The sequence below is a fragment of the Methylobacterium sp. Leaf117 genome (assembly GCF_001422985.1).
Classification (GTDB): domain Bacteria; phylum Pseudomonadota; class Alphaproteobacteria; order Rhizobiales; family Beijerinckiaceae; genus Methylobacterium.
In genome coordinates this window covers 909996-929618 of record NZ_LMNL01000034.1, presented here as the reverse complement: position 1 = coordinate 929618, position 19623 = coordinate 909996, and the positions used below count along the sequence as shown (strand labels likewise).

Here is a 19623-nt window from a genome sequence, read left to right as displayed (position 1 = left end):
CCGTAATGATGTGTTCCCCACAGTATGATGATTTTCGAGTGGATCGTCGGCGTCCTGTTCGGCGCCGTGCTCCTGGCGGGCCTCGCCCGCCGGCTGGGTGCCCCCTACCCGGTGTTCCTGGCACTCGGCGGAATTGGCCTCGCCTTCGTTCCGGCGGTGCCGAACCTCGTGCTCGATCCGGAACTGGCTTTGGCCCTGTTCCTCGCTCCCGTCCTGCTGGATGCCGGCTACGACACGTCGGTCCGGGACCTGCGCACCCACTGGCGGCCGATCGCCGGCCTCGCCTTCGGAGCCGTGGTGGCGACGACGGCGGCCGTGGCCGTGGTGGTGAAGGGGCTTGTGCCCGACATGCCCTGGGCCGCCTGCATCGTGCTCGGCGCGGTGGTGGCGCCGCCGGACGCGGTGGCGGCTCTCTCGGTGCTGCGCCAGGTCTCCCTGCCGCACCGCCTCACCACGATCCTGCGCGGCGAGAGCCTGCTCAACGACGCCGGCTCGCTGCTGATCTACCGGCTCGGCGTCATGGCGGCCGTCACCGGCAGCTTCTCGCTGACGGAGACGGTGCCGATCCTCATCGGCGAGATCCTCGGCAGCCTCGTCATCGGCCCGGTGCTGGCGCTGATCTACAGTGCCGCCATGCGCCCGGTTGCCGACACGCCGAGCATCATCGTGCTGCAATTCGTGGCCGCCTTCGCGATCTGGATGGGCGCGGAGGCCTTCCATCTCTCCGGCGTGCTCACGGTGGTCACCTTCGCGATCACGGCCGCCCGGATCGCGCCCGGCCGCACCCCGCCGCGCACCCGCATCGTCTCGTACGCGGTCTGGGACACGGCCGTGTTCGTGCTCAACGTCCTCGCCTTCGTGCTGATCGGACTGCAGATCGGGCCGATCCTCGAACGCCTGACCCGGGCGCAGCAGATCTCCTATGCCCTGGTCGGTGCGGCGGTGTTCCTCACGGTTGTGGTTGTCCGCCTGGCCTGGGTCCTGCCAGCGGCCCATCTCGCCCGTCTCGGTGCCGACGAGGCCGAGACCCGCGACCGCGGCCTCTCGGCCGGGATCGCCGTGTCCTGGGCGGGCATGCGCGGCATCGTCACCATCGCGACGGCGCTGGCCCTGCCCGAGGGCGCGCCGGCCTTCCCCTATCGCGACCTGATCGTGCTGACCGCCTTCTGCGTGATCATCGGCACCCTGACGATCCAGGGCCTGACCCTGCGTCTCCTGCTCGGCCGCCTCGGGCTCGAGGACAACGATCCCGTCGGCCGCGAGGTCGGGCACGGCCGCACGGAGGCCTTCCGGGCCGCCCTGAAGACCCTGGAGGATGCGGAGGATGCGCCCTCGCGGGCTCTGTGCGAGGAGTTCCGCATCGCGCTGGAGCAGGCCGAGGCGCGCGATACGGGCTTCGCCGCCGAAGCCCTGCCGGCCGATGCCGCCCGACGCCGCGCCATCGAGGCCGCCCGCGACCGGGTTCTGGCCCTGCGCCGCACCGGCGAGATCGGCGACGACGCCTATTATGTGCTGGAGGAGGAGTTCGACTGGGCCGAGCTGAACGCGACGCCCAGGGCCGAGACCTGAAACCCAAGACCGATTTCCCGCGGCAAGCTCAGGCCAGGGGCGCCATCCGGAGGGAGAAATGCGCGCCCTGCACGTCGGGGGCGACCGCGAGGGTGCCACCCAGCTGGCGGGCCAGACTGTTGATGATGCGCATGCCGAGGCTGGCGCTGCGCGCGGCCGCCGGATCGAACCCCTCCGGCAGCCCGGCGCCGTCGTCCTCGACGGCGAGGATCAGGGTGCCGGCCGCGTCGGGCCGGGCCTCTACCCGAATCTCGCCCTCGCCATCCGGGTAGGCATACTTGATCGCGTTCGTGACGAGCTCATTGACGAAGAGCCCGAGCGGGATCGCGAGATCGGCGGGAATGTTGATCCGGGCGGCGCGACAGACCAGGCGATGGCGCGGGGCGCTCTCCTGCAGCTTGGCGCAGAGCGCTTCGAGGAAGCCCGCGACGTCGATCGCCTCCAGGCTCGGCTGGCGCCAGAGCTGATCGTGGACCTGGGCTACCGCCTCGACGCGGGTCCGGGCATCGGCCAGGGCGTTCTTCACGTCGGCATTGTCGGAGCCGCGGGCCTGGAGCCCGAGGAAACCCGCCACCACCGCGAGGCTGTTCTTGACCCGGTGGCTCATCTCGCGGGACAGCAGCTCCTGCCGCTCCAGGGCCGCCTTCAGCCGCGCCTCGGCCCGCTGGCGCTCGATGGCACCGCCGACGAGGTTGGCGAAGCCCTGCATGAAGGCGATGTCCGCCTCCTCGAACTGGCCCTCGCGGGTGTCGTCCACCTCCAGCACACCGTAATTGCCGTCGCGGTTGGCGATCAGCACGTTGATGGCCCGGCGGATGCCGTGGTCGGCCATCAGCTTCGGAGTGCGGAAGCGGGTTTCGTTCTCGAGGTGGTTCGAGATCACGGGACGGCCCGTCTTGAGGGCGTAGCCCGCGGGCGAGGCGAGATCCGCCCCGATGATGGTGGTGCCGACCGCATCCGCCGCCCAGCCGATTCCGGCGCAGACGAGGAGGCAATCCTGATGCGGCTTGTATTCCAGGGCCTTGCAGAACTGCGCCTCCATCCCCTCGGCGCAGAGTTCGGTGGCGCGCTGGAGCAGCGGCAGCAATTCCGTGGCGCGCAGGGCCTCCACGCCGAAATCGGAGAGAATCGCCTGCTGCCGCAACCGGAACGCCAGGGCCTTGGGCGCCAGATCCGCACCTGCCGAATCCATACCTGCCGAATCCGCACTTGCCAGATCGGTCTCCGCCAGGGCGGTCTTCGCCGGCTCGGTCATCGCAATGATACGCTTCTCGGGTTCGGCACGGTCAGGTTGGTCGCCCCCTTGTGCGACACACCGCCTGAGGCCCGCAAGGGCATGCAGCAAGTCCCGACGCAGAGTTGATACCCCGCGCCGCTGGGCTCAACCGAACGCCACTCAGATTTCGATCTCGGTGCCGACCTCCACGAGTTGGCGGGTCGGCACGCAGAAATGCGCCCCCGTGCGCTCGGCGTTGCGCAGCAGGAAGGCATAGATTTCCTCGCGCCAGGTCGCCATGCCGCGCTGGTCGCTCTTCGGGATGATGGTCTCGTGGCCGATGAAGATCGTCAGGTCGTCGATACACTCGGGCGGCAGGCGCTTCGACTCGACCGCGCAGCGCAGGCCGTCGGGAACCGAGGCGTCCTCCATGAAGCCGTAGCGCAGGATCACCCGGGTGATGTCGGGCGTGATCGCGATGACCTCGGCGCGCCGGTCGCGGGCCACCGTAGGCTCCTCCTCGTAACGGGCGGTGACGATGAGGACGCGCTTGTGCAGGGCGTGACTGCGGGCGACGAAGCGGGACAGATGCAGCGGGATGGCGCTTGTGGCCGAGGACAGGAAGGCGGCATTGCCCGGCAGCACGATCGGCGGGTCGCGCCGGAGCTGTTCCAGGAACTCGGCCTCGGGCTGGCGCAGCGCGACCCGCGCGGCCTCGACGAGCTGGTTGCCCTTGCGCCAAGTCAGCATCAGGAACGCCACGAGCCCGGCCAGCATGAGGGGAAACCAGCCGCCCTCGAACAGCTTCACGCTGTTGGCGCCGAGGAACACAAGGTCGATGGCGAAGAAGAACCCGTTCACCGCCAGGACCGCCACGGGGTTGTAGCCCCATTTCAGGGCGACGAGAGCGGCCAGCAGCGTGGTGATCGCCATCAGGGAGGCCACCGCGATGCCGTAGGCCCCGGCGAGCGCATCCGACGAGCCGAAGATCAGGACAGCGCTCAGGGTGGCGGCGGCCAGCAGCCAGTTCACCATCGGTACGTAGATCTGCCCGCGCTCGAGCCGGGCGGTGTGGACCACCCGCATCGGCGGCAGGAAGCCGAGCTGGATCGATTGCTGGGTCAGCGAGAAGGCCCCCGAGATGATCGATTGCGAGGCGATCACGGTCGCCAGGGTCGCGAGGCCGATCAGCGGGTAATGCGCCCAGTCCGGGCTCAGACGATAGAACGGGTTCTCGATGGCGTCGGGCTCGACGAGCAGGAGCGCACCCTGCCCGAAATAATGGATCACGAGGGCCGGCAGAACGAGGCCGAACCAGGAGGCGCGGATCGGGCCGGCTCCGAAATGCCCGAGATCGGCATACATCGCCTCGCCGCCGGTGACGGCCAGGAAGGCGGCACCCAGCATGGCGAAGCTGACGTGCCAGCCCGCATGCGTCAGGAACTCGACGGCCTTCAAAGGGTTGAGCGCGGCCAGAATCTGCGGCGCGTGCCAGATGCCCCCCAGACCCAGCAGCGCCAGCACGACAAACCACACGAGCATCACCGGCCCGAAGATGCGCCCGATGAAGGCCACGCCCCGGCTCTGGACCAGGAACAGGCCGACCAGGATCAGAACCGTGATCGGCACGACGAAGCGCGACAGGGCCGGCGCCTCGACCTTGAGGCCCTCCACCGCGCTGAGCACCGAGATCGCGGGCGTGATCGCGCCGTCGCCGTAGAGCAGCGCCGCGCCGATGAGGCCGACCACCAGGAGCACACCGGCCCAGGAGCCGGGCTTGGCGTTCCGGGCTCCGAGCAGCGCCAGCATGGCGACGATGCCGCCCTCGCCGCGATTGTCGGCGCGCAGGATCAGAACCGCGTACTTGATCGACACGATGAGGATCAGCGACCACAGAATCAGCGAGACGGCCCCCGTCACCGCGATCGGGGTCGGGGGCGCCCCGGCACTCGCGGCACGGACCGCCTCCTTGAAGGCGTAGAGGGGAGACGTGCCGATATCCCCGTAGACGATGCCGAGCGCCCCCAGCATCACCGCCGGGCGCAGGGCCGGTCGTCCCGTCGGGGATTCCTCGTGGGCCACGGGCATGGTCTCCGACAACGGCGAAGGTTCGCGCCGTCGCTCGCAGGTAGGGGCAGGTTTCCGTACGACCAGGGGCCCGATCGGTCTCCGGCTTGAAGTGGGGACGGGCGCGTCACTCGATCCGCACCATCACGCTGTCGCTCGCACCCGTGGCATCCATCACCGAGATCCGCGCGAAGCCCGCCCCCTCCGGCTCCCAAGCCGATTGGCGCCGGGGGCCGCCCGCCACCGGCAGGCCGTCGACCATCCAGGTCAGGGGCGGCACGCCGCCGAGCGCCTTCAGGGCGAGGCTGGCTTTCTGGTCGGGACTCGCGAACGGAACGGGATCCGGCTCCGACAGGCCGAGATCGATGCGGGCGCCGTCCGGCGGGTAGGCGATCTTGAGGGTGGCGCCCCACGCGGCCGACAGGGTCTTGGGAATGTCGCGCCGGATGTGACGCAGGGGCGGCGGCAGGCCGGCGGTGGTGGTCACCAGCGCCTCGCGCGGCATCGGCACCGGGTCGGGTTCACCGCCGAAGCGCGCGAAGGCGTCGAACAGGATGGGGGCCGCCGCCACCCGGCCGACGAGGCCCGGCACGGCGTTGCCGTCGGGCCGTCCAACCCAGACCGCGATGGTCACGCGCCGGTCGAAGCCCACCGCCAGGGCGTCGCGGTAGCCGTAGGAGGTGCCGGTCTTGTAGGCGATCCAGTTCGGGAGAGCGTTCTCGGGCGGCGGCGCCCCCCGCAGGCTGTCGGCGACGTACCAGGCGGCGACGCCTTCCGTGATGCGGGCTTCGGCCGTCACCTCGACCGGCGCTTCGCCGAGGCGACGGGTTAGGTTCGGCACCAGTCCCTGCCGGGCGAGGCCGGAGAACAGGCGGGCGAGGTCTGTGAGCGTGATGCCGAGGCCGCCGAGCGCCACCGGCAGGCCCGGCGCGGTGTCGCGGGGCAGCTCGATGCGGGCGCCCGCCGCCCGCAGCCGCGCGATGAAGCGGGCCGGACCGACTACCTCCAGCAGATCCACCGCCGGTACGTTCAGGGAGAGCTGGAGGGCGCGCCGCGCCGTCACGGTGCCCTGGTAGCCGAGATCGAAGTTCTCGGGGGCGTAGCCGGTGAAGCGCACCGGGCGGTCGTCCAGCTGGGTTTCCGGGTGAGCAAGTCCCGTCTCGAAGGCGAGTGCGTAGATGAAGGGCTTGAGAGCCGACCCCGGCGAGCGGATCGCGCCGGTCATGTCGATGGCGCCGGACCGGCTGGCGTCGAGGTAGCCGGGGCTGCCGACCTGGGCCAGCACCGCGCCGGTGCGGTTGTCGAGGGCCAGGATCGCCGCCGAGATTCCCGGCCCGACGGCTGCGGCGCGCTCGGTCGCCAGGGTTTCCAGGCTGGCCTGAAGGCGTCCGTCCAGAGTGAGGCGGAGGACCCGCGCCGCCGGATCGGCGGCATGCGCCGCCTCGGCCGCGTGGGCCGCCAGCATCGGAAAGGATTTTCGCGAGGCCGGCACCGGCTCGGCGCGGGCGGCCTGCGCCTCCGCCGCCGTGATCACGCCCTGCGCCGCCGCGATGGCGAGGACCCGGTCGCGGGCACGTCGGGCCGCCTGGGGAAAGCGGTCCGGCCGTCGCGCCTCCGGCGCCTGCGGCAGGGCAACGAGGAGCGCGCTTTCGGCGAAGGACAGCCGCGCCGGCTCGCGCCCGAAATACGCCAGGCTCGCCGCCCGCAGGCCCTCGACCGGACCGCCATAGGGGGCGAGCGCCAAGTAGAGATCGAGCACCCCGTCCTTGCCGAAGCGCCGCTCCAGCTGAACCGCCCGCACCATCTGGCGCAGCTTGGCGCGAAGCGATCGCTCGGAACGCGGCTCGACGAGGCGGGCCACCTGCATCGACAGGGTCGAGCCTCCCGAGACGATGCGCCCCGCCGTGACCCATTGCCATGCCGCCCGGAGCGTGGCGGCCGGATCGATGCCGGGATGCGAGGCGAAGCGCCGGTCCTCGTAGGCGGTGAGCATGGCGAGGTAGCGCGGATCGATCTGGGGTGCCGTGACCGGCAGGCGCCAGCGCCCATCGGCGGTGGCGAAGGGGCGCAGCAGGCGTCCCTCCCGGTCGAGCACCACCGTGGAGCGGAGCTCGGCCTGCGTCAGGTCGAGGGGCGGGAGGGTTTCGATGAAGCGCCAGAAAGCGATCGCACAGAGGGCGATGACCGCACATGCCCCGAGCGCGACGATCAGAAGTCCCCTCCCCCCTCTGCGGGGGAGGATGTCTGCGGAGCTTGCGGAAGAGGGAGCGACCTCGCCCGATCCGGCGCTCCCCTCTCTCGACCCGCCTCGAGGGTGACCTCTCCCCGCAGAGGGGGAAGGGTCGATGCGGGCCTTCGGGACAGACGGACTTCGCACAGCCCTACTTCGTGCTCACCGTCATCGAACCGAACCCGGTGCGCCCGAAGCGCTCCGGCCGGTACATGTCCTCGATGGTGGCGACGGGGTGGACGTAGGTGCCGGGCGAGACCGCCCGCACGGTGTAGGCGACCCGGAAGAAAGCCGATTGCTCGGAAGTCCGCTCGTAGGCGGCCACGAAGCGGTCGTCGCGGAACTCGGTGTGGACCGGAGCCACATCCGACTTGGCGAAGGCGAGACCGGTGAGGGCGTCGGCATCGAGGAGCTTCGGGTTGTCGATCTCCAGGCCGGCGGGCAGCCGGTCGACCAGGAGGAGGCGTCCGGCGCTGGCTTTGGCCTCGGTCACGGTGAGCACCACCACGAGGCGGTCGTTCTGGTGAATTCCCTGCGCGAGATCCACCAGGGACCCGTCGAGGCGGTGGTAGCGCCGCTCGATGGTGTAACCCCGCGCCTCGGCCACTTCCGGTGCGATCGGATTTCCGCTGACGCCGATCACCGCCTGCACCGCCTGGGTGCCCGCATTGACGAGGGTGACGGGCTTTCCCTCCAGGGCGGCGGCGCGGTAGCTGCGCGCCAGGGCACCGCTCGCCGGCTTGCCGTCCAGGGTGAAGCGGAGGTTGTCCGAGTCCGCGCTCAAGCCCTCGGCGGCCAGCACCATCCAGGCATCCTCCTGCGTGCTGGTCGGTCGTCCGGTCGCCCGCTCGGCCGAGATGATGGCACCGAGCGGCTGGACGCTGTCGCGAGCGAAGCCCGTCTCGGCGGCCAGCGCCAGCAGACCGGCGCTGTCGCGCAGGCGCGAGCCGTAATCCGGCCGGTAGGCCGAAATCGTGGACGCCGTCTCGCGGAAGCCGGCCATCGCCGAAGCGAAGGCTTTGGTGGCCCGGCCCCGATCGCCCAGCAATGCCAGGGCCGCCGCGATCTGTCCGCGCGCCAGGGGGGTCGCGAACGCGGCCAGCTTGGTGTCGGCGAGGTAGCGCAGGTCGCCCATCACCGGGCGGCCGTTGCGCGCCAGCACGTAGGCCGCATAAGCGATGTCCATGCCGCCGTCCCCGACCTCAGTGGTGTTGGCGACCGCGTTGCGCAGACGGTCGAGGGCGCTGGCGAAGGCGATCTGGGGCACGGCGAAACCGCGCTCCCGGGCCCGGGTCAGGAAGTCGGTGACGTAGGCGTTGAGCCAGGTGTCGCTGGCGCCATCCGTGGACCACAGGCCGAAATCACCGGCCGCGTTTTGGCGGGACAGCACGCGCTCGATCGCCTGGCGCACGCGCTCGTCGGCCTTGTCGAGGCCGAGTTGATCCTGACCGAGCGGATCTTGAGCCGCGAGGCGGTTGACGTAGAGCAGCGGCATCGCCCGGCTGACGGTCTGCTCGGAGCAGCCGTAGGGATAGCGGTCGAGCGCCTGGAGCAGGGCCGGCACGTCGATGCCGGCGAGGTTCGAGGCGGAGAGCGAGACCGTCCCGGTGCCGGGCAGGATGTCGGCGAGGAGTTCGTCGGAGATGCGCAGGGACGCGCCGGGTTCGAGAACCTGCACGGAGCGGCGGGCGAGCGCCCCCGTGCCGGGACCGATGGTCAGGGCAAAGCTCTGGCCGACGCCGGCGGGCAGGCCGGGACCGGAGAGCGTGAGGTCGATCCGCGATGGGCCCGGTCCGGCGGCGGTGATGGGGATCACCAGGAAGCCCTTGGCGCCCGCCTCCAGCCGCAGGGTCTTGTGCATGGCCTCGGCACCGACCAGCACGGAGCCGGTCAGGTCGAGGTCGACGGTGTAGTCGCCGGCCTGCCCTTCGACGTTGTCGATGGCGACGTGGAAGCGCGAGCGGTCGCCGACATTGAGGAAGCGCGGCAGGGTGCCGGTGACGACCACGGGATCGCGGATGATCACGTCGGCCTGGGCGGCACCCACCTTGGTCCGGCTCCAGGCGGTCACCATCACCCGGCCTGTGCCGTTGAAGGCCGGCAGGGGGAAGCTGACGCTGGCGCGGCCGTCGGGGCCGACCGTGAGGGGCCCGGAATAGAGCGCCAGCGGCGCCTGGGTCGGAGGAGCATCGGCGAGTTCGGCCGCAGCCCCGTCGCCGCCGAAGCGGATGGCGCCGAGCGTCCCCTGCATGCCGTCGATGAGGTATCCGTAGAGGTCGCGGATCTCGGGGCCGAGAGCCTTCTGGCCGAAGAAGTAGCCGAACGGGTTGGGCGCCTCGTAGCGGGTGAGATTGAGGATGCCGACATCGACGAGGGCCACGGTGACCCGGGCCTCCTCGCCGGCGTTCAGGCCTGCGAGCCGGATCGGCAGGGTCAGGGTCTCGCACGGGCGCACCTTCGCCGGTGCCTCGAGGGTGACGCCGAGGGTGCGGCTGTCCCGGTCGACCCCGAACCACGCGACGCCGAGCGCCCGGCCCGGCAGGCGCTTGGCCGCCTGGTCGAGGGGCCGGTAGGCGGTGGCGACGAGGTAGGCGCCGGACCCCCATTCCGCCTTGACGGGAATGTCCACGGTGGTGCCGGCAGCCGGCACGTCGACGGTGAGGAGCGCGTGCAGCTTGTCGCTGACGACGGCGAGGGTCGCCTGTCCCCTGAACGTCGGTTGCAGGCGGGCGTGGAGCGTCTCGCCGGTGGCATAGGCCGCCTTGTCGAGGCGCAGATCGAGGAGGTCCGGCACATCCGCCGTCTCGCCCCCGCTCCAGCCCACCGTGAAGGTCACGCTCGCGGTGGCGGCGGGCCGGCCGGGGACGCTCGCCTCCAGCCGGTAGGTGCCGTAGCTCACCGTGGCGCTGACGCGGCCCGGCGCGTCGGGGATGAGGTCGAGGCGGCCATCGGCGACGCGGCGGGTGCTGGTCACCGGCTCGAAGGACCAGCGCCCGCCCTCGCGGTACCATTGATAGCTCTTCTCGACGCGCTGGAGCGTCCAGGCCACGTTTTTCTGCGTCAGGCGCTGCCCGTCGGGAGCGGCCATGACCACGTCGAACCCGGCGACGCCGCCCTCGGTCAGGTCGCCGGAGAAGCCCTTCCGAATGGCAAGCACCGGCGCGTCAGGCAGGATCGGCAGGGTCAGGCTACGGCTGAGGGCCCGGCCGCCCGGCTCACCGACCTGCAAGGTGATTCTCGCCTCCACGGGGCGCGGGGCGGCCAGGGCCTGGACCGGCACCACCAGCCGGGCCTTGCCGGCTGCATCGGTGGTGGCACGGGCATCGATCTCGGCCGAGGAGGCCTCCACGCGCTCGTCGTCGAGGCCGACCGAGAAGCCCTCCAGGCCCTTGATCCCGCTGGTCGCCGCCTGCTGGACCAGAACGGTGCCGGAGACCTCCAGCCCGGTGCCCGGGGCGCCGTAGAGGTAGCGCGCCGCTACGTCGATGGTGGCGGGGGCGCCCCTGGTCAGGGTGGGCGTCGCACTCGACAGCGTCACGTCGAGGCGTTCGGGGACATAATCCTCCACCAGGAAGCTCGCCTCCCCGATGGCCGGCGCCTTGGGGTCGGTATAGGCCGCGACCCGCCAGGTGCCGTGCTGCGCGCCGGCCAGGAGGGGCAGCGCCAGGGCGCGGCCGCCCAGGCCCGCATCCGCCACCTGGGCGCGCCGGTACTCGACGCCATCGGGACGCCTGATCACCAGCGTGAGCGGAATTTCCGGCACGGCGGCTCCCTGCGCGTCGCGCAGAAGACCGGTGAGGTTCACGGTCTCGCCCGAGCGATAGACCCCGCGCTCGGGAAACACATAGGCCTCGACGGCGCCGGGCTGCGGGCGTCCCTTCACGCCGCGATCCGTGAGGTCGAAGGCCGACTGGTTGAGGTCGAGGAAGCCGTAATCGTCGCCGATCTGCGCCACCACGAGGCCCGGGCTGATCCCGCCCTCCCCGCGCGCGAGGCCTGGCGCGAAGGCGACGTGCCCCTGCCGGTCGGTCTTGGCGACCGCCAGGACCTCGTTGTTGCGTGCCACCAGCCGGATTTCGGCGCCGGCCACCACGTCGGCCGAGGCCAGCGAGCGGGCAAAGACGTGGACGCCGTCGCGGCCCTTGAAGGCAGTGAGTCCGAGATCCGAGACCACGAACCATTGTGTCGCCTGCTGCTCGTAGCCGCCCTCCTCGTCGTTGGACGCCGTGGTGCCAGCGGGCTGGGCCAGCATGATGTAGATGCCGGGTTCCAGCTTGCCGACCGCCTGCAGCACCGGGAAAGCGGTGACGGCCTCCTGGTTCAGCTCCGCCTTGGCCGTCTCGAGGACGCCTTTCCAGACGCGCTGGCCCTTCTGGTCGGCGATGGTCCGCGCCGTGGCCCCGTTGAGTTGCGACAGGAAGTCCTCGGCCCGCAACGACGGCAGCAGCCCCCGGTCGCCGACCCGCAGCACCTCCACGTCGATCTTGGCCGCGTTGACCGAGACCAGGGGCACGCCGGCCTGACCGGTGCGGGGCAGGACGTAGTTGCGTCCGGTGAAGCGGACCTGAGGCGAGCGGTCCCGGACATAAACCTCGTAATCAGCGGCCTTGAGCAGGGTCTCTCCAACGCTGGAAGGGAGCCCGGAGCGCACCACGAAGGCATAGCGCTCGCCGTGCTTGAGCCCATCGACGCAGACCTGCTGGCCGGTGCCGGTGACGGCGGCGTTGGCCGCGCCCGAGACGGCGATGAAGGGTGTGAAGTCGGTCTTTGGCGCCAAGCCTTCCGAGAACTGGAAGCAGACCCGCGGCGCGGCCGCATCCGAATCGACGGTGTAGTTGAGGATGCGGAAGCCGTGCTCGACGCGAAGGCCCTCGTAGATCTCGCGCACCTCCGCGGCGTCGGCGAGCGCCAGGCTGGCACGGTAGGCCTCGAGCGATGGGCGCCACTCCGATTCGGCGGCGTAAACCTCGCCGAGGGTCGCGAGCGCCTCGGCTTCGGCCGCCGCGCTGCTCGCCCGCAGGTAGCCCTGGTAGGCGGCGGCCCGCGCGTTGCGGCGCAGGCGCAGGCGGCTCGCGTAGTCACCGGTCCGCTCGTCGTTGCCGACCGCGCTCGCGGCGCGCGCATAGGTGAGCCAATTTGCCGATTCACCAGGTTCGAGGGCCACCGCGCGCGCGAGAGGCTTCAGGGCCTCCGCCGGCTTCTCGGCCTCGATCAGGGTCTCGCCCTCAGTGCGGGCCTTCACCGCGGACTTGGTGTCCGGCCGGGGATATCCTGCCTCGCTCGTCAGGGTCGATTCGAGGCGGACGCCGTCGCTGGCGAGGTCGTCGCGCTGAAAACCCTTGGCCAGCGGAGCCCGGGGAAGGACCTTGGCTGCGGTGCGCGCCGTCGATCCCTGCCCTTGACCAGGGACTTGCACCTGGACTTGAGCCTGGGCGGGCAGCGCCAGCAGCCCGGCAAGGGCAAGCACCGGCACGAGGCCCGAGATCCCGACCACAGATCGGGGCGAGCGCCCGTATCCGGATGATCCCGCCATGTTTCCACCCCGTTCGCCGGAGGCCGGTACGTCGCACCGGTCCCGGGCGGAACCGTAGCACTTCGCGCATCGGCCGCAACGGCCTGGAATTCGAGCGCGGCCTCTGCCACACCGGATGGGTTCTCATCGGGAAGACGCGACCCGGCCATGATGCGACGCGATCCGACCATCCGGGACGGAACCGGATGGGTGATGACCCTGACGGCAGCCCTGGCCTCCGTCCAGATGGCTCTGGCTCAGACGCCGCCGGCCCCGGCGCCCGCCCGGGTGAAGCCGAGCGCGCCCGCGCCCGATCCCGCCTTCGAGGCGGCGCGGACCGCGTTCGAGGCTCTGCCGGAGGCCGAGCGCAAGGGTCTGCAGGACGCGCTGGTCTGGACCGGCGACTACAACAGCGTGGTCAACGGCACGTTCGGGCGGCGCAGCTACGAGGCGTTCCTGGCCTACGCGAAGCGGAGCGGCGGGACCGGATTGCCGGATGCGACCGGACGCGCCGCCCTGCTCAAGGAGGGGGCTGCGGCGCGCGCGGCCGTCCGCTTCGTCGTGAAGTCGGATCCCGTCAGCGGCGTCGTGCTCGGCGTGCCCGAGCGCATCCTGCCGAAGCGGACGCCGCAATCCGGGGGCACCCGCTGGCAGAGTGCCGACTGGCGCATCACGCTGGAGACGAAGTCCTACCCGGCCGGCGAGACCGGGCTGGAAGCGGTCTTCGCCCGCATCACTGCGCCGAGTGCGGACCGGCGGATCACCTACAAGCTCCTGCGGCCCGACTTCCTGGTGGTGACCGCCGAAACCGGGACCGGCAGATCCTACATCCGTTATGCCGCCGGCGAAGCGGGCCTGCGCGGCTTCACTCTGGGCTACGACAAGGCCCTGTCCGGGGAGGTCGATCGCCTCTCCATCGCCATCGCCAACAGCTTCGTGCCCTTCGCGGATGCGGCTCCCGCCTCGGCACCGGCTCCGGCCGAGGCGGTCGTTGCGTCACCCAGCCCGCCCCCCGTGCTGGGCAGCCAGCGGGTTCCGGCCGCGACGGGCCTCGTCGTGGCGCCCGGACGGGTGCTCACCAGCGCGGCGGCGCTGGAGGGTTGCGGGGCGCCGATGATCGCGGGCCTGCCGACGCGGCCGAGCCCCGGCGGCGCGGCCGATCTCATGATTCTGGAAACGGGTCCGCTCCCCGGGCGGGCGGCGCTCGCTCCGAGCGTGCACACGGGTGCCATCGCCGACGGTGAAGGGTTGGTGGCGCTGGTGGTCGATGCCGAGGGGGGCGTCCTGGTGGCCCCGGGCCACTCCGGGCCGGGCGGCGGCCGGATCTCCGCGCCGTTGCAGCCCGGCGCCGGGGGCGCGCCGGTCCTGGATCGTGCGGGCACGCTCACGGGGCTCGTCGCGACGGTTCCGAAACAGCCGCGCCTCATCGCCGGAATCATGCCGCCTGCAAGCTACGGGCTCGTGCGGGGCGACGCGCTCGCGACCTTCCTCGGCGCCGCGGGGGTGCGGACCGAACCGGCGCCGAAGGCGGCCGGCACGCTTGGCGAAGCCGTCGCGGCCCTGGCGGGCGCGATGGTGGCCATCACGTGCCAGCCGTGAGCGGGATTCTCAGAGTCGCCCGGTCACGAGCAGCACGATCAAGATGATGATGAGCAGACCGCCGAGTCCGAAGCTCGGTCCACGGTAAGCGCCGCCGCCGAGGAAGTTGCCGCCGCCGAGAACGATCAGGATCAGGACGATAAGCAGAATGGTGGTCAGGGTCATGGATGGGAACTCCGTCACGCGCCCAACCGGAATTGCTTGAGCTTGACCGTACAAACGTCGCCGTAGCGATTCCGTTCAACGCGCACAGCGGCATATTCCTCGAAACGCACGGTTTTTTGCCGGCGTGGAAGTCAGGCCTGCCAATCCGGGAGCGGAGCGGATGAAGCGCTCAGCCAATCCGGGACCGGAAGACCGCGCTCGGCCAGAAAAGCGGGATTGAACAGCTTGGAGGCGTAGCGTGCGGCGCCGTCGCACAGGATCGTCACGATGGTGTGGCCCGGCCCGAGCGCCCGGGCCATCCGGATCGCCCCGGCGACGTTGATGCCCGACGATCCGCCAAGACTCAGGCCCTCCTCCCGCATCAGCCGGAAGACGATGTCGAGGGCCTCGCCGTCGGGGATGCGGAAGCACAGGTCCGGCGTGAAGCCTTCGAGATTGCGGGTGATTCGGCCCTGGCCGATCCCCTCCGTGATCGAGGAGCCCTCGGCCTTGAGGGTGCCGGTGGTGTAGTGGGCGTAGAGGGCAGAACCCTCCGGATCGGCAAGACCGATCCGCACACCCGGCATGCCGCTCCCCGTGGCCTTGGCCGCGCGCAGGGCCTGCGCGGTTCCCGCAAGGGTACCGCCGGTGCCGGCCGCACAGATGAAGCCGTCAACGGAGCCGCCGGTCGCCGCGAGAATCTCCGGACCCGTCGTCTCCACGTGGGCCTGCCGGTTGGCGAGGTTGTCGAACTGATCGGCGAAGAAAGCGCCGCCCGGTTCGGTCTCGGCCAAGCGCTCGGCCAGCCTGCGTGCGGCATGGACGTAGTTGTTCGGGTTCGCGAACGGCACCGCCGGCACCTCGACGAGACGGGCACCCGCGAGGCGCAGCGTCTCCTTCTTCTCGGCCGATTGCGTCTCGGGAATCACGATGACCGTGCGGTAGCCACGCACCGCGGCAACCAGCGCCAGGCCGATGCCGGTGTTCCCGGCCGTGCCCTCCACGATGGTTCCACCCGGGCGGATGAGCCCTCGTGCCTCGGCATCACGCACGATCGAGAGCGCTGCCCGATCCTTCACCGACAGGCCGGGATTGAGGAATTCGGCCTTGCCCAGGATGGTGCATCCGGTCTCGTCGGAGGCGCGCGCGAGGCGAATCAGCGGTGTGGCACCGATGGCCGAGAGGATGTCGGGCGAGGAACGGTCGGACTGCAGGGCCATGCACGGGACTCCGAGGAAGAAGGCGGACCCGATGCGTCTCAGGCGGCCAGCGCCCGGTTCACCGTGGAGCGCAGGTCGGCCAGGGAGAATGGCTTCGTGAGCACGTCGGTCACGATGGCGTCGAGCCCGCGCGCACGCTCGCGCTGGTCGGCAAAGCCGGTCATCAGCAGGATGGTCAGGTCGGGAAAGTCGCGCTTGGCGGCCAGGGCCAGGGCGATGCCATCCATCAGCGGCATGCGGATGTCAGTGAGCATAAGGTCGAACGCGCCGTCCGCCTCGGTCAGCCGATCGAGTCCGTCGCTGCCGTCGGAGGCCGTGACAACGGCATGGCCGTCGATCTCGAGGCCCCGCTTGAGGAAACCCCGTACCGTCTCTTCGTCATCCACCAGGAGGATGCGGGCCATCGCGCGTCTATGTCTCTCTCAGGTCCGGGCCGTCAGTCACGCAAGGGCCGACGCGCCCTGTCAAGGGACGCGTGGACACAGCGAAAGCTTTAAGAGCTAAATTGTTTCAGTTTCACCGTGAGCGCGTGCGCGGCGCCTCACATCCCGCCGAACAGGTCGGGCTCGCGACTGTCGTAGTCGACGAGCCCGACGAAGGGCAATTGGCGGTAGGCGTGGGCGACGTCCATGCCGTAGCCGACGACGAAGACGTCCGGACAGGTGAAGCCGACGAAATCGGCATCGATGGTCACGGCGCGCTTGCCCGGCTTCTCCAGCAGCACGGCGGTCAGCACCCGCTTGGCGCCGCGCGCCATCAGCAGGTCCTTGGCGAACACGATGGTGCGCCCGGATTCGAGAATGTCGTCGACGAGCAGCACGTCGCGCCCACGTACCTCGCTCTCGACGTCGCGCAGGATCTCGACCTGGCCCGAGGAGACCGTGGCGGTGCGGTAGCTCGACAGGTGCACGAACTCCGCCTGCGGCTCCAGCCCGACCCGGTGCAAGGCGCGCAGGAGATCGGCGGCGAACATGAAGCTGCCCTTGAGCACCGCCACCACGAGGAGATTCTCAGGGTTGGCGGCGGCGATGGCGGCCGCGAGTTCCTCGGTGCGCCGGGCGATGGCGGTTTCGTCGAAGAGGACGCGGACGCGTCGGGAAGGACTGGTCATGCGCGCTCCTTATCACGGGCTCGGCGCGCTGGCACCGGTCTTCGCCATCGGCTCGGTAGAGACAGCGACGCCGGGGACAGTAGCGCCGGTCCCGACAGCCCCGGTTTCGGTGCCCCCGGACTTGGCGCCCTCAGACTCGGCGGCGGCGAAGTGGACGCGGACCGAGCGGCCCTGGGCCGGGGGTGCCGAGAGGCTCGCGCGAAAGCGGGCGGTCTCGCTCCGCTCCAGCACCGGGCGCGGCGGGGCGATGCGCCAGCGATAGAGCGGCTGGTCGCGCCCGTCACGGACCTCGACCTCGATCGACGGGACCTCGGCTTCGGCGGCGATGCCGACGAGGTCACCCTCGACCACGAGTTGGCCCTGGGCGCCGTCGCCAGGGCTGTGGCCGGGGTTCTGAAATGCGACGACGTCGCGAAACGCGATGCCGCGCAGATTGACCGGAAACCCGACGCGGGCATAGAGACCCGCACTCTGCGGCATGGCCCGGACGACGGTGGCGCGCCCCACCACGGCGAGCCCCAACCCAACCACCACCGCGAGGCCGAGGGCGGCACCAGGCGAGGCCAGCCTCGAGCCGGCCCGCTTCGGCGCAGCCGCTTTGACCTTGCCGCGGGAGCGCGCCTCTTCCGGCGGAACCGAGACGGGCTCGGGCTCCGCTCCCAGAGCCGATTCCCAGGAATCAAGGTCGGCCTGAGCCGTGGCGCGGCTCTGCGCCGCGTCGGGGCCGAGATCGGACGCAGCCATCATGGCCGCCGTCATCTCGGCTTCCAGAGCGGCGGAGACGTCCTCGGGAGAGATGAACCAGGTCTCGCGGCAGGCCGCACAGCGCACCGAACGCCCGTCCGGCCCGACGCGATCCGCGTCGATCTCATACGCACTGGAACAGGACGGGCAGACGATCAGCATGGTATCCCGGCGCCTCGCATCTCGATGGCAGTTGCCGCCAGGGGCAAAAAGACTCAAACGGTTCTCGGCCAACACGGTTAACCGTCCGTGAAGCGAGCGGCCTTTGAACCGAAGCGCACGGGGATCGATCATGGGGGGATCGTGGCGGATCGGGTGAACACGCAGTCGCTTCTCTCGGGAGCCGAGGAGCCGGTGGTCCAGTTCGAGAGCGTCGGCATGCGCTACGGCCTCGGACCGGAGGTGCTGAGCGATGTCAGCTTCCAGATCGCGCCGCGCTCGTTCCAGTTCCTCACGGGGCCGTCGGGCGCGGGCAAAACCACGCTCCTGCGCCTGATCCTCCTGTCGGTGCGGCCCACGCGCGGCCTCGTCTCGGTGTTCGGCGAGGAGGTCAGCGGCATCTCCAGCGAGGCGCTGACCGGTCTCCGCCGGCGCATGGGCGTGGTGTTCCAGGATTTCCGCCTGCTCGACCACCTCACCACCTACGAGAATGTGGCCCTGCCCCTGCGCGTCCAGGGCCGCTCGGAGACGAGCTACCGGGCCGAGGTCGTCGAGTTGCTGCGCTGGGTTGGCCTCGGCGAGCGCATGCACGTGCTGCCGCCCCTGCTCTCGGGCGGGGAGAAGCAGCGCGCCGCCATCGCCCGCGCGCTCATCGCCCGGCCCGAACTGCTGCTGGCCGACGAGCCCACCGGCAACGTCGACCCAGGCCTCGGCCGGCGCCTGCTGCGCCTGTTCATCGAACTGAACCGGCTGGGCACCTCCGTGCTCATCGCCACCCACGACTTCGCCCTGATGGACCTCGTCGATGCCCGGCGCTTCGTCCTGGGGGACGGGCGCCTGACGGTCGAGGCATGACGTCGGGTCAAGGAGGTCGGGTGATGCGGATCGGGCGAGACGGGGCGAAACATGATGGGTGATCCCGGCATACCCTCCGCCCCCCAGGCGGCGACGATTCCTGGCCGCACCGGGGACCGGCCGCCGGTGAAACCGCCGGCACCTCCGGATTCGCGGGCCGCGCCCCTGCCCGCGACCCTGCGCCGGAACGCCCCCCTGGTTCCGACGGATTCAGCCGCGAGCCGGGCCTTGGCCGCCGTGATCGCCATCCTGACCTTCCTGGCAGCCCTCTGCGCGGGTGCCGCCGAGATCGTGGCGTCGAGCGCTGTCCAGTGGCAGGGCACGGTCGCCCAGGAGGTGACGATCCAGGTGCGTCCGAGCCCCGGGCGCGACATCGACGCGGACGTCGCCCGTGCCGAGGCCCTGGCGAAGGCCACCCCGGGCATCGCCGCCGTGCGGGTCTTCTCGAAGGGGGAGGCCGAGCGCCTGCTCGAGCCCTGGCTCGGCAGCGGCCTCGACCTCTCGGATCTGCCGGTCCCGCGCCTCGTCACGCTGAAGCTGGCCGAAACGGCTCCGGACCTGAAGCCCCTGCGGAGTTCCCTCACCGAGGCGCTGCCCGGCGTCGCAAGCCTGGACGATCATGCCCTGTGGCTGCGCCGGCTCTCCACGGCGGCCAACACCTTCGTGGGCGTGGGCATCGGCATCGTCGTGCTGGTGCTGGTGGCGACCGGCCTCGCCGTGGTCTTCGCGACGCGCGGCGCGATGGCGGGCAACCGGGAGGTGGTGGAGGTGCTGCACTTCGTCGGCGCCAACGACGACTTCATCGCCCGCGCCTTCCAGCGCCGGTTCTTCGGACTCGGGCTGCGCGGCGGCATCATCGGATCGGGTGCGGCCATCGCGGCCTTTGCCCTGGCCGGCCTGGTGTCACGCAACTGGCGCTCGGGTCCTGCCGGCGAGGAGATCGAGGCCCTGTTCGGAGCCTTCCACATCGGCTGGCGCGGCTATGCCAGCGTGCTCCTGATCGGCGTGATCGCGTCGGTGGTCACCGGCATCGTCTCGCGCCTCACGGTGCGGCGATTCCTGGCGTAGGAAGTTTGGCCGCAAGCGCCGGACCCGATTCACACATTCGCAAACAGCGGGCGCCTGGCTGTCTCATGCCCGCCCGATCCCGTTAACCCTTCGTGAACCTTTCCAGGCGGAGATGCTTGCCTCGTGAAC

13 protein-coding genes are annotated in these 19623 nt (G+C 70.8%); 4 read left to right on the top strand and 9 right to left on the bottom strand.

Translation table 11 applies throughout. The features are described from left to right. Nucleotides 1-24: 24 nt before the first annotated feature. Nucleotides 25-1569: a sodium:proton antiporter gene (locus tag ASF57_RS18875; RefSeq protein ID WP_056485865.1), complete on the top strand. Its 1545-nt coding sequence runs from the start codon at nt 25-27 to the stop codon at nt 1567-1569. A 28-nt stretch (nt 1570-1597) separates the two neighbouring features. On the opposite strand, the gene ASF57_RS18870 is transcribed toward ASF57_RS18875, so the two are convergent. From ASF57_RS18870 to ASF57_RS18855, 4 genes are all read right to left on the bottom strand, one after another. Continuing rightward, on the bottom strand, nt 1598-2761 hold the full coding sequence (locus tag ASF57_RS18870) for a histidine kinase dimerization/phosphoacceptor domain -containing protein (protein WP_056486237.1): 1164 nt from the start codon (nt 2759-2761) through the stop codon (nt 1598-1600). Nucleotides 2762-2965: 204 nt separating this feature from the next. Beyond that, complete coding sequence (locus ASF57_RS18865) at nt 2966-4873, bottom strand: KUP/HAK/KT family potassium transporter (RefSeq protein WP_056486234.1); 1908 nt, start codon at nt 4871-4873, stop codon at nt 2966-2968. Nucleotides 4874-4979: 106 nt separating this feature from the next. Next, nucleotides 4980-7094, bottom strand: a complete 2115-nt coding sequence (gene pbpC, locus ASF57_RS18860) for a penicillin-binding protein 1C (protein WP_200935896.1) — start codon at nt 7092-7094, stop codon at nt 4980-4982. A 139-nt stretch (nt 7095-7233) separates the two neighbouring features. Next, nucleotides 7234-12615: an alpha-2-macroglobulin gene (locus ASF57_RS18855; RefSeq protein WP_082504131.1), complete on the bottom strand. Its 5382-nt coding sequence runs from the start codon at nt 12613-12615 to the stop codon at nt 7234-7236. 147 nt (nt 12616-12762) lie between these two features. Between ASF57_RS18855 and ASF57_RS18850 the strand changes: the two genes are divergently transcribed. Further along, nucleotides 12763-14193 (top strand): serine protease, encoded by a 1431-nt coding sequence (locus tag ASF57_RS18850; protein WP_244477007.1) that lies wholly within the window; start codon nt 12763-12765, stop codon nt 14191-14193. A gap of 9 nt (nt 14194-14202) precedes the next feature. Here ASF57_RS18850 and ASF57_RS25960 read toward each other — a convergent pair whose 3' ends face one another. The 5 genes from ASF57_RS25960 to ASF57_RS18830 all read right to left on the bottom strand — a co-directional run bounded on the left by ASF57_RS25960 (nt 14203) and on the right by ASF57_RS18830 (nt 17574). Further along, a complete protein-coding gene (locus ASF57_RS25960; RefSeq protein ID WP_156376221.1) occupies nt 14203-14358 on the bottom strand; it encodes a DUF3309 domain-containing protein in 156 nt (51 codons plus the stop codon). A 131-nt stretch (nt 14359-14489) separates the two neighbouring features. Next, nucleotides 14490-15557, bottom strand: a complete 1068-nt coding sequence (locus tag ASF57_RS18845) for a cysteine synthase A (protein WP_056485859.1) — start codon at nt 15555-15557, stop codon at nt 14490-14492. A gap of 38 nt (nt 15558-15595) precedes the next feature. Continuing rightward, nucleotides 15596-15961: a response regulator gene (locus ASF57_RS18840; RefSeq protein WP_056187890.1), complete on the bottom strand. Its 366-nt coding sequence runs from the start codon at nt 15959-15961 to the stop codon at nt 15596-15598. Between the two features lie 137 nt (nt 15962-16098). Further along, a complete protein-coding gene (gene hpt / locus ASF57_RS18835) occupies nt 16099-16668 on the bottom strand; it encodes a hypoxanthine phosphoribosyltransferase (RefSeq protein ID WP_056485856.1) in 570 nt (189 codons plus the stop codon). Between the two features lie 12 nt (nt 16669-16680). Then, nucleotides 16681-17574 carry a zinc-ribbon domain-containing protein gene (locus ASF57_RS18830; protein WP_082504129.1) on the bottom strand — a complete coding sequence of 298 codons (894 nt, stop codon included), beginning with the start codon at nt 17572-17574 and terminating at the stop codon, nt 16681-16683. A gap of 153 nt (nt 17575-17727) precedes the next feature. On the opposite strand from ASF57_RS18830, the gene ftsE reads away from it, so the two are divergent. Then, a complete protein-coding gene (gene ftsE / locus ASF57_RS18825) occupies nt 17728-18426 on the top strand; it encodes a cell division ATP-binding protein FtsE (protein WP_200935890.1) in 699 nt (232 codons plus the stop codon). A gap of 51 nt (nt 18427-18477) precedes the next feature. Beyond that, entirely contained in the window at nt 18478-19494 is a 1017-nt protein-coding gene (locus ASF57_RS18820) for an ABC transporter permease (RefSeq protein WP_244477006.1), read from the top strand. Nucleotides 19495-19623 lie beyond the last annotated feature (129 nt).

Excerpts from the sequence above, each read along its gene's own strand:
- ASF57_RS18875 (WP_056485865.1), top strand. The coding sequence starts at position 25 with ATGATGATTTTCGAGTGGATCGTCGGCGTCCTGTTCGGCGCCGTGCTC.
- ASF57_RS18870 (WP_056486237.1), bottom strand. The coding sequence starts at position 2,761 with ATGGATTCGGCAGGTGCGGATCTGGCGCCCAAGGCCCTGGCGTTCCGG.
- ASF57_RS18865 (WP_056486234.1), bottom strand. The coding sequence starts at position 4,873 with ATGCCCGTGGCCCACGAGGAATCCCCGACGGGACGACCGGCCCTGCGC.
- ASF57_RS18855 (WP_082504131.1), bottom strand. The coding sequence starts at position 12,615 with ATGGCGGGATCATCCGGATACGGGCGCTCGCCCCGATCTGTGGTCGGG.
- ASF57_RS18850 (WP_244477007.1), top strand. The coding sequence starts at position 12,763 with ATGATGCGACGCGATCCGACCATCCGGGACGGAACCGGATGGGTGATG.
- ASF57_RS25960 (WP_156376221.1), bottom strand. The coding sequence starts at position 14,358 with ATGACCCTGACCACCATTCTGCTTATCGTCCTGATCCTGATCGTTCTC.
- ASF57_RS18845 (WP_056485859.1), bottom strand. The coding sequence starts at position 15,557 with ATGGCCCTGCAGTCCGACCGTTCCTCGCCCGACATCCTCTCGGCCATC.
- ASF57_RS18840 (WP_056187890.1), bottom strand. The coding sequence starts at position 15,961 with ATGGCCCGCATCCTCCTGGTGGATGACGAAGAGACGGTACGGGGTTTC.
- hpt (WP_056485856.1), bottom strand. The coding sequence starts at position 16,668 with ATGACCAGTCCTTCCCGACGCGTCCGCGTCCTCTTCGACGAAACCGCC.
- ASF57_RS18830 (WP_082504129.1), bottom strand. The coding sequence starts at position 17,574 with ATGCTGATCGTCTGCCCGTCCTGTTCCAGTGCGTATGAGATCGACGCG.
- ASF57_RS18820 (WP_244477006.1), top strand. The coding sequence starts at position 18,478 with ATGATGGGTGATCCCGGCATACCCTCCGCCCCCCAGGCGGCGACGATT.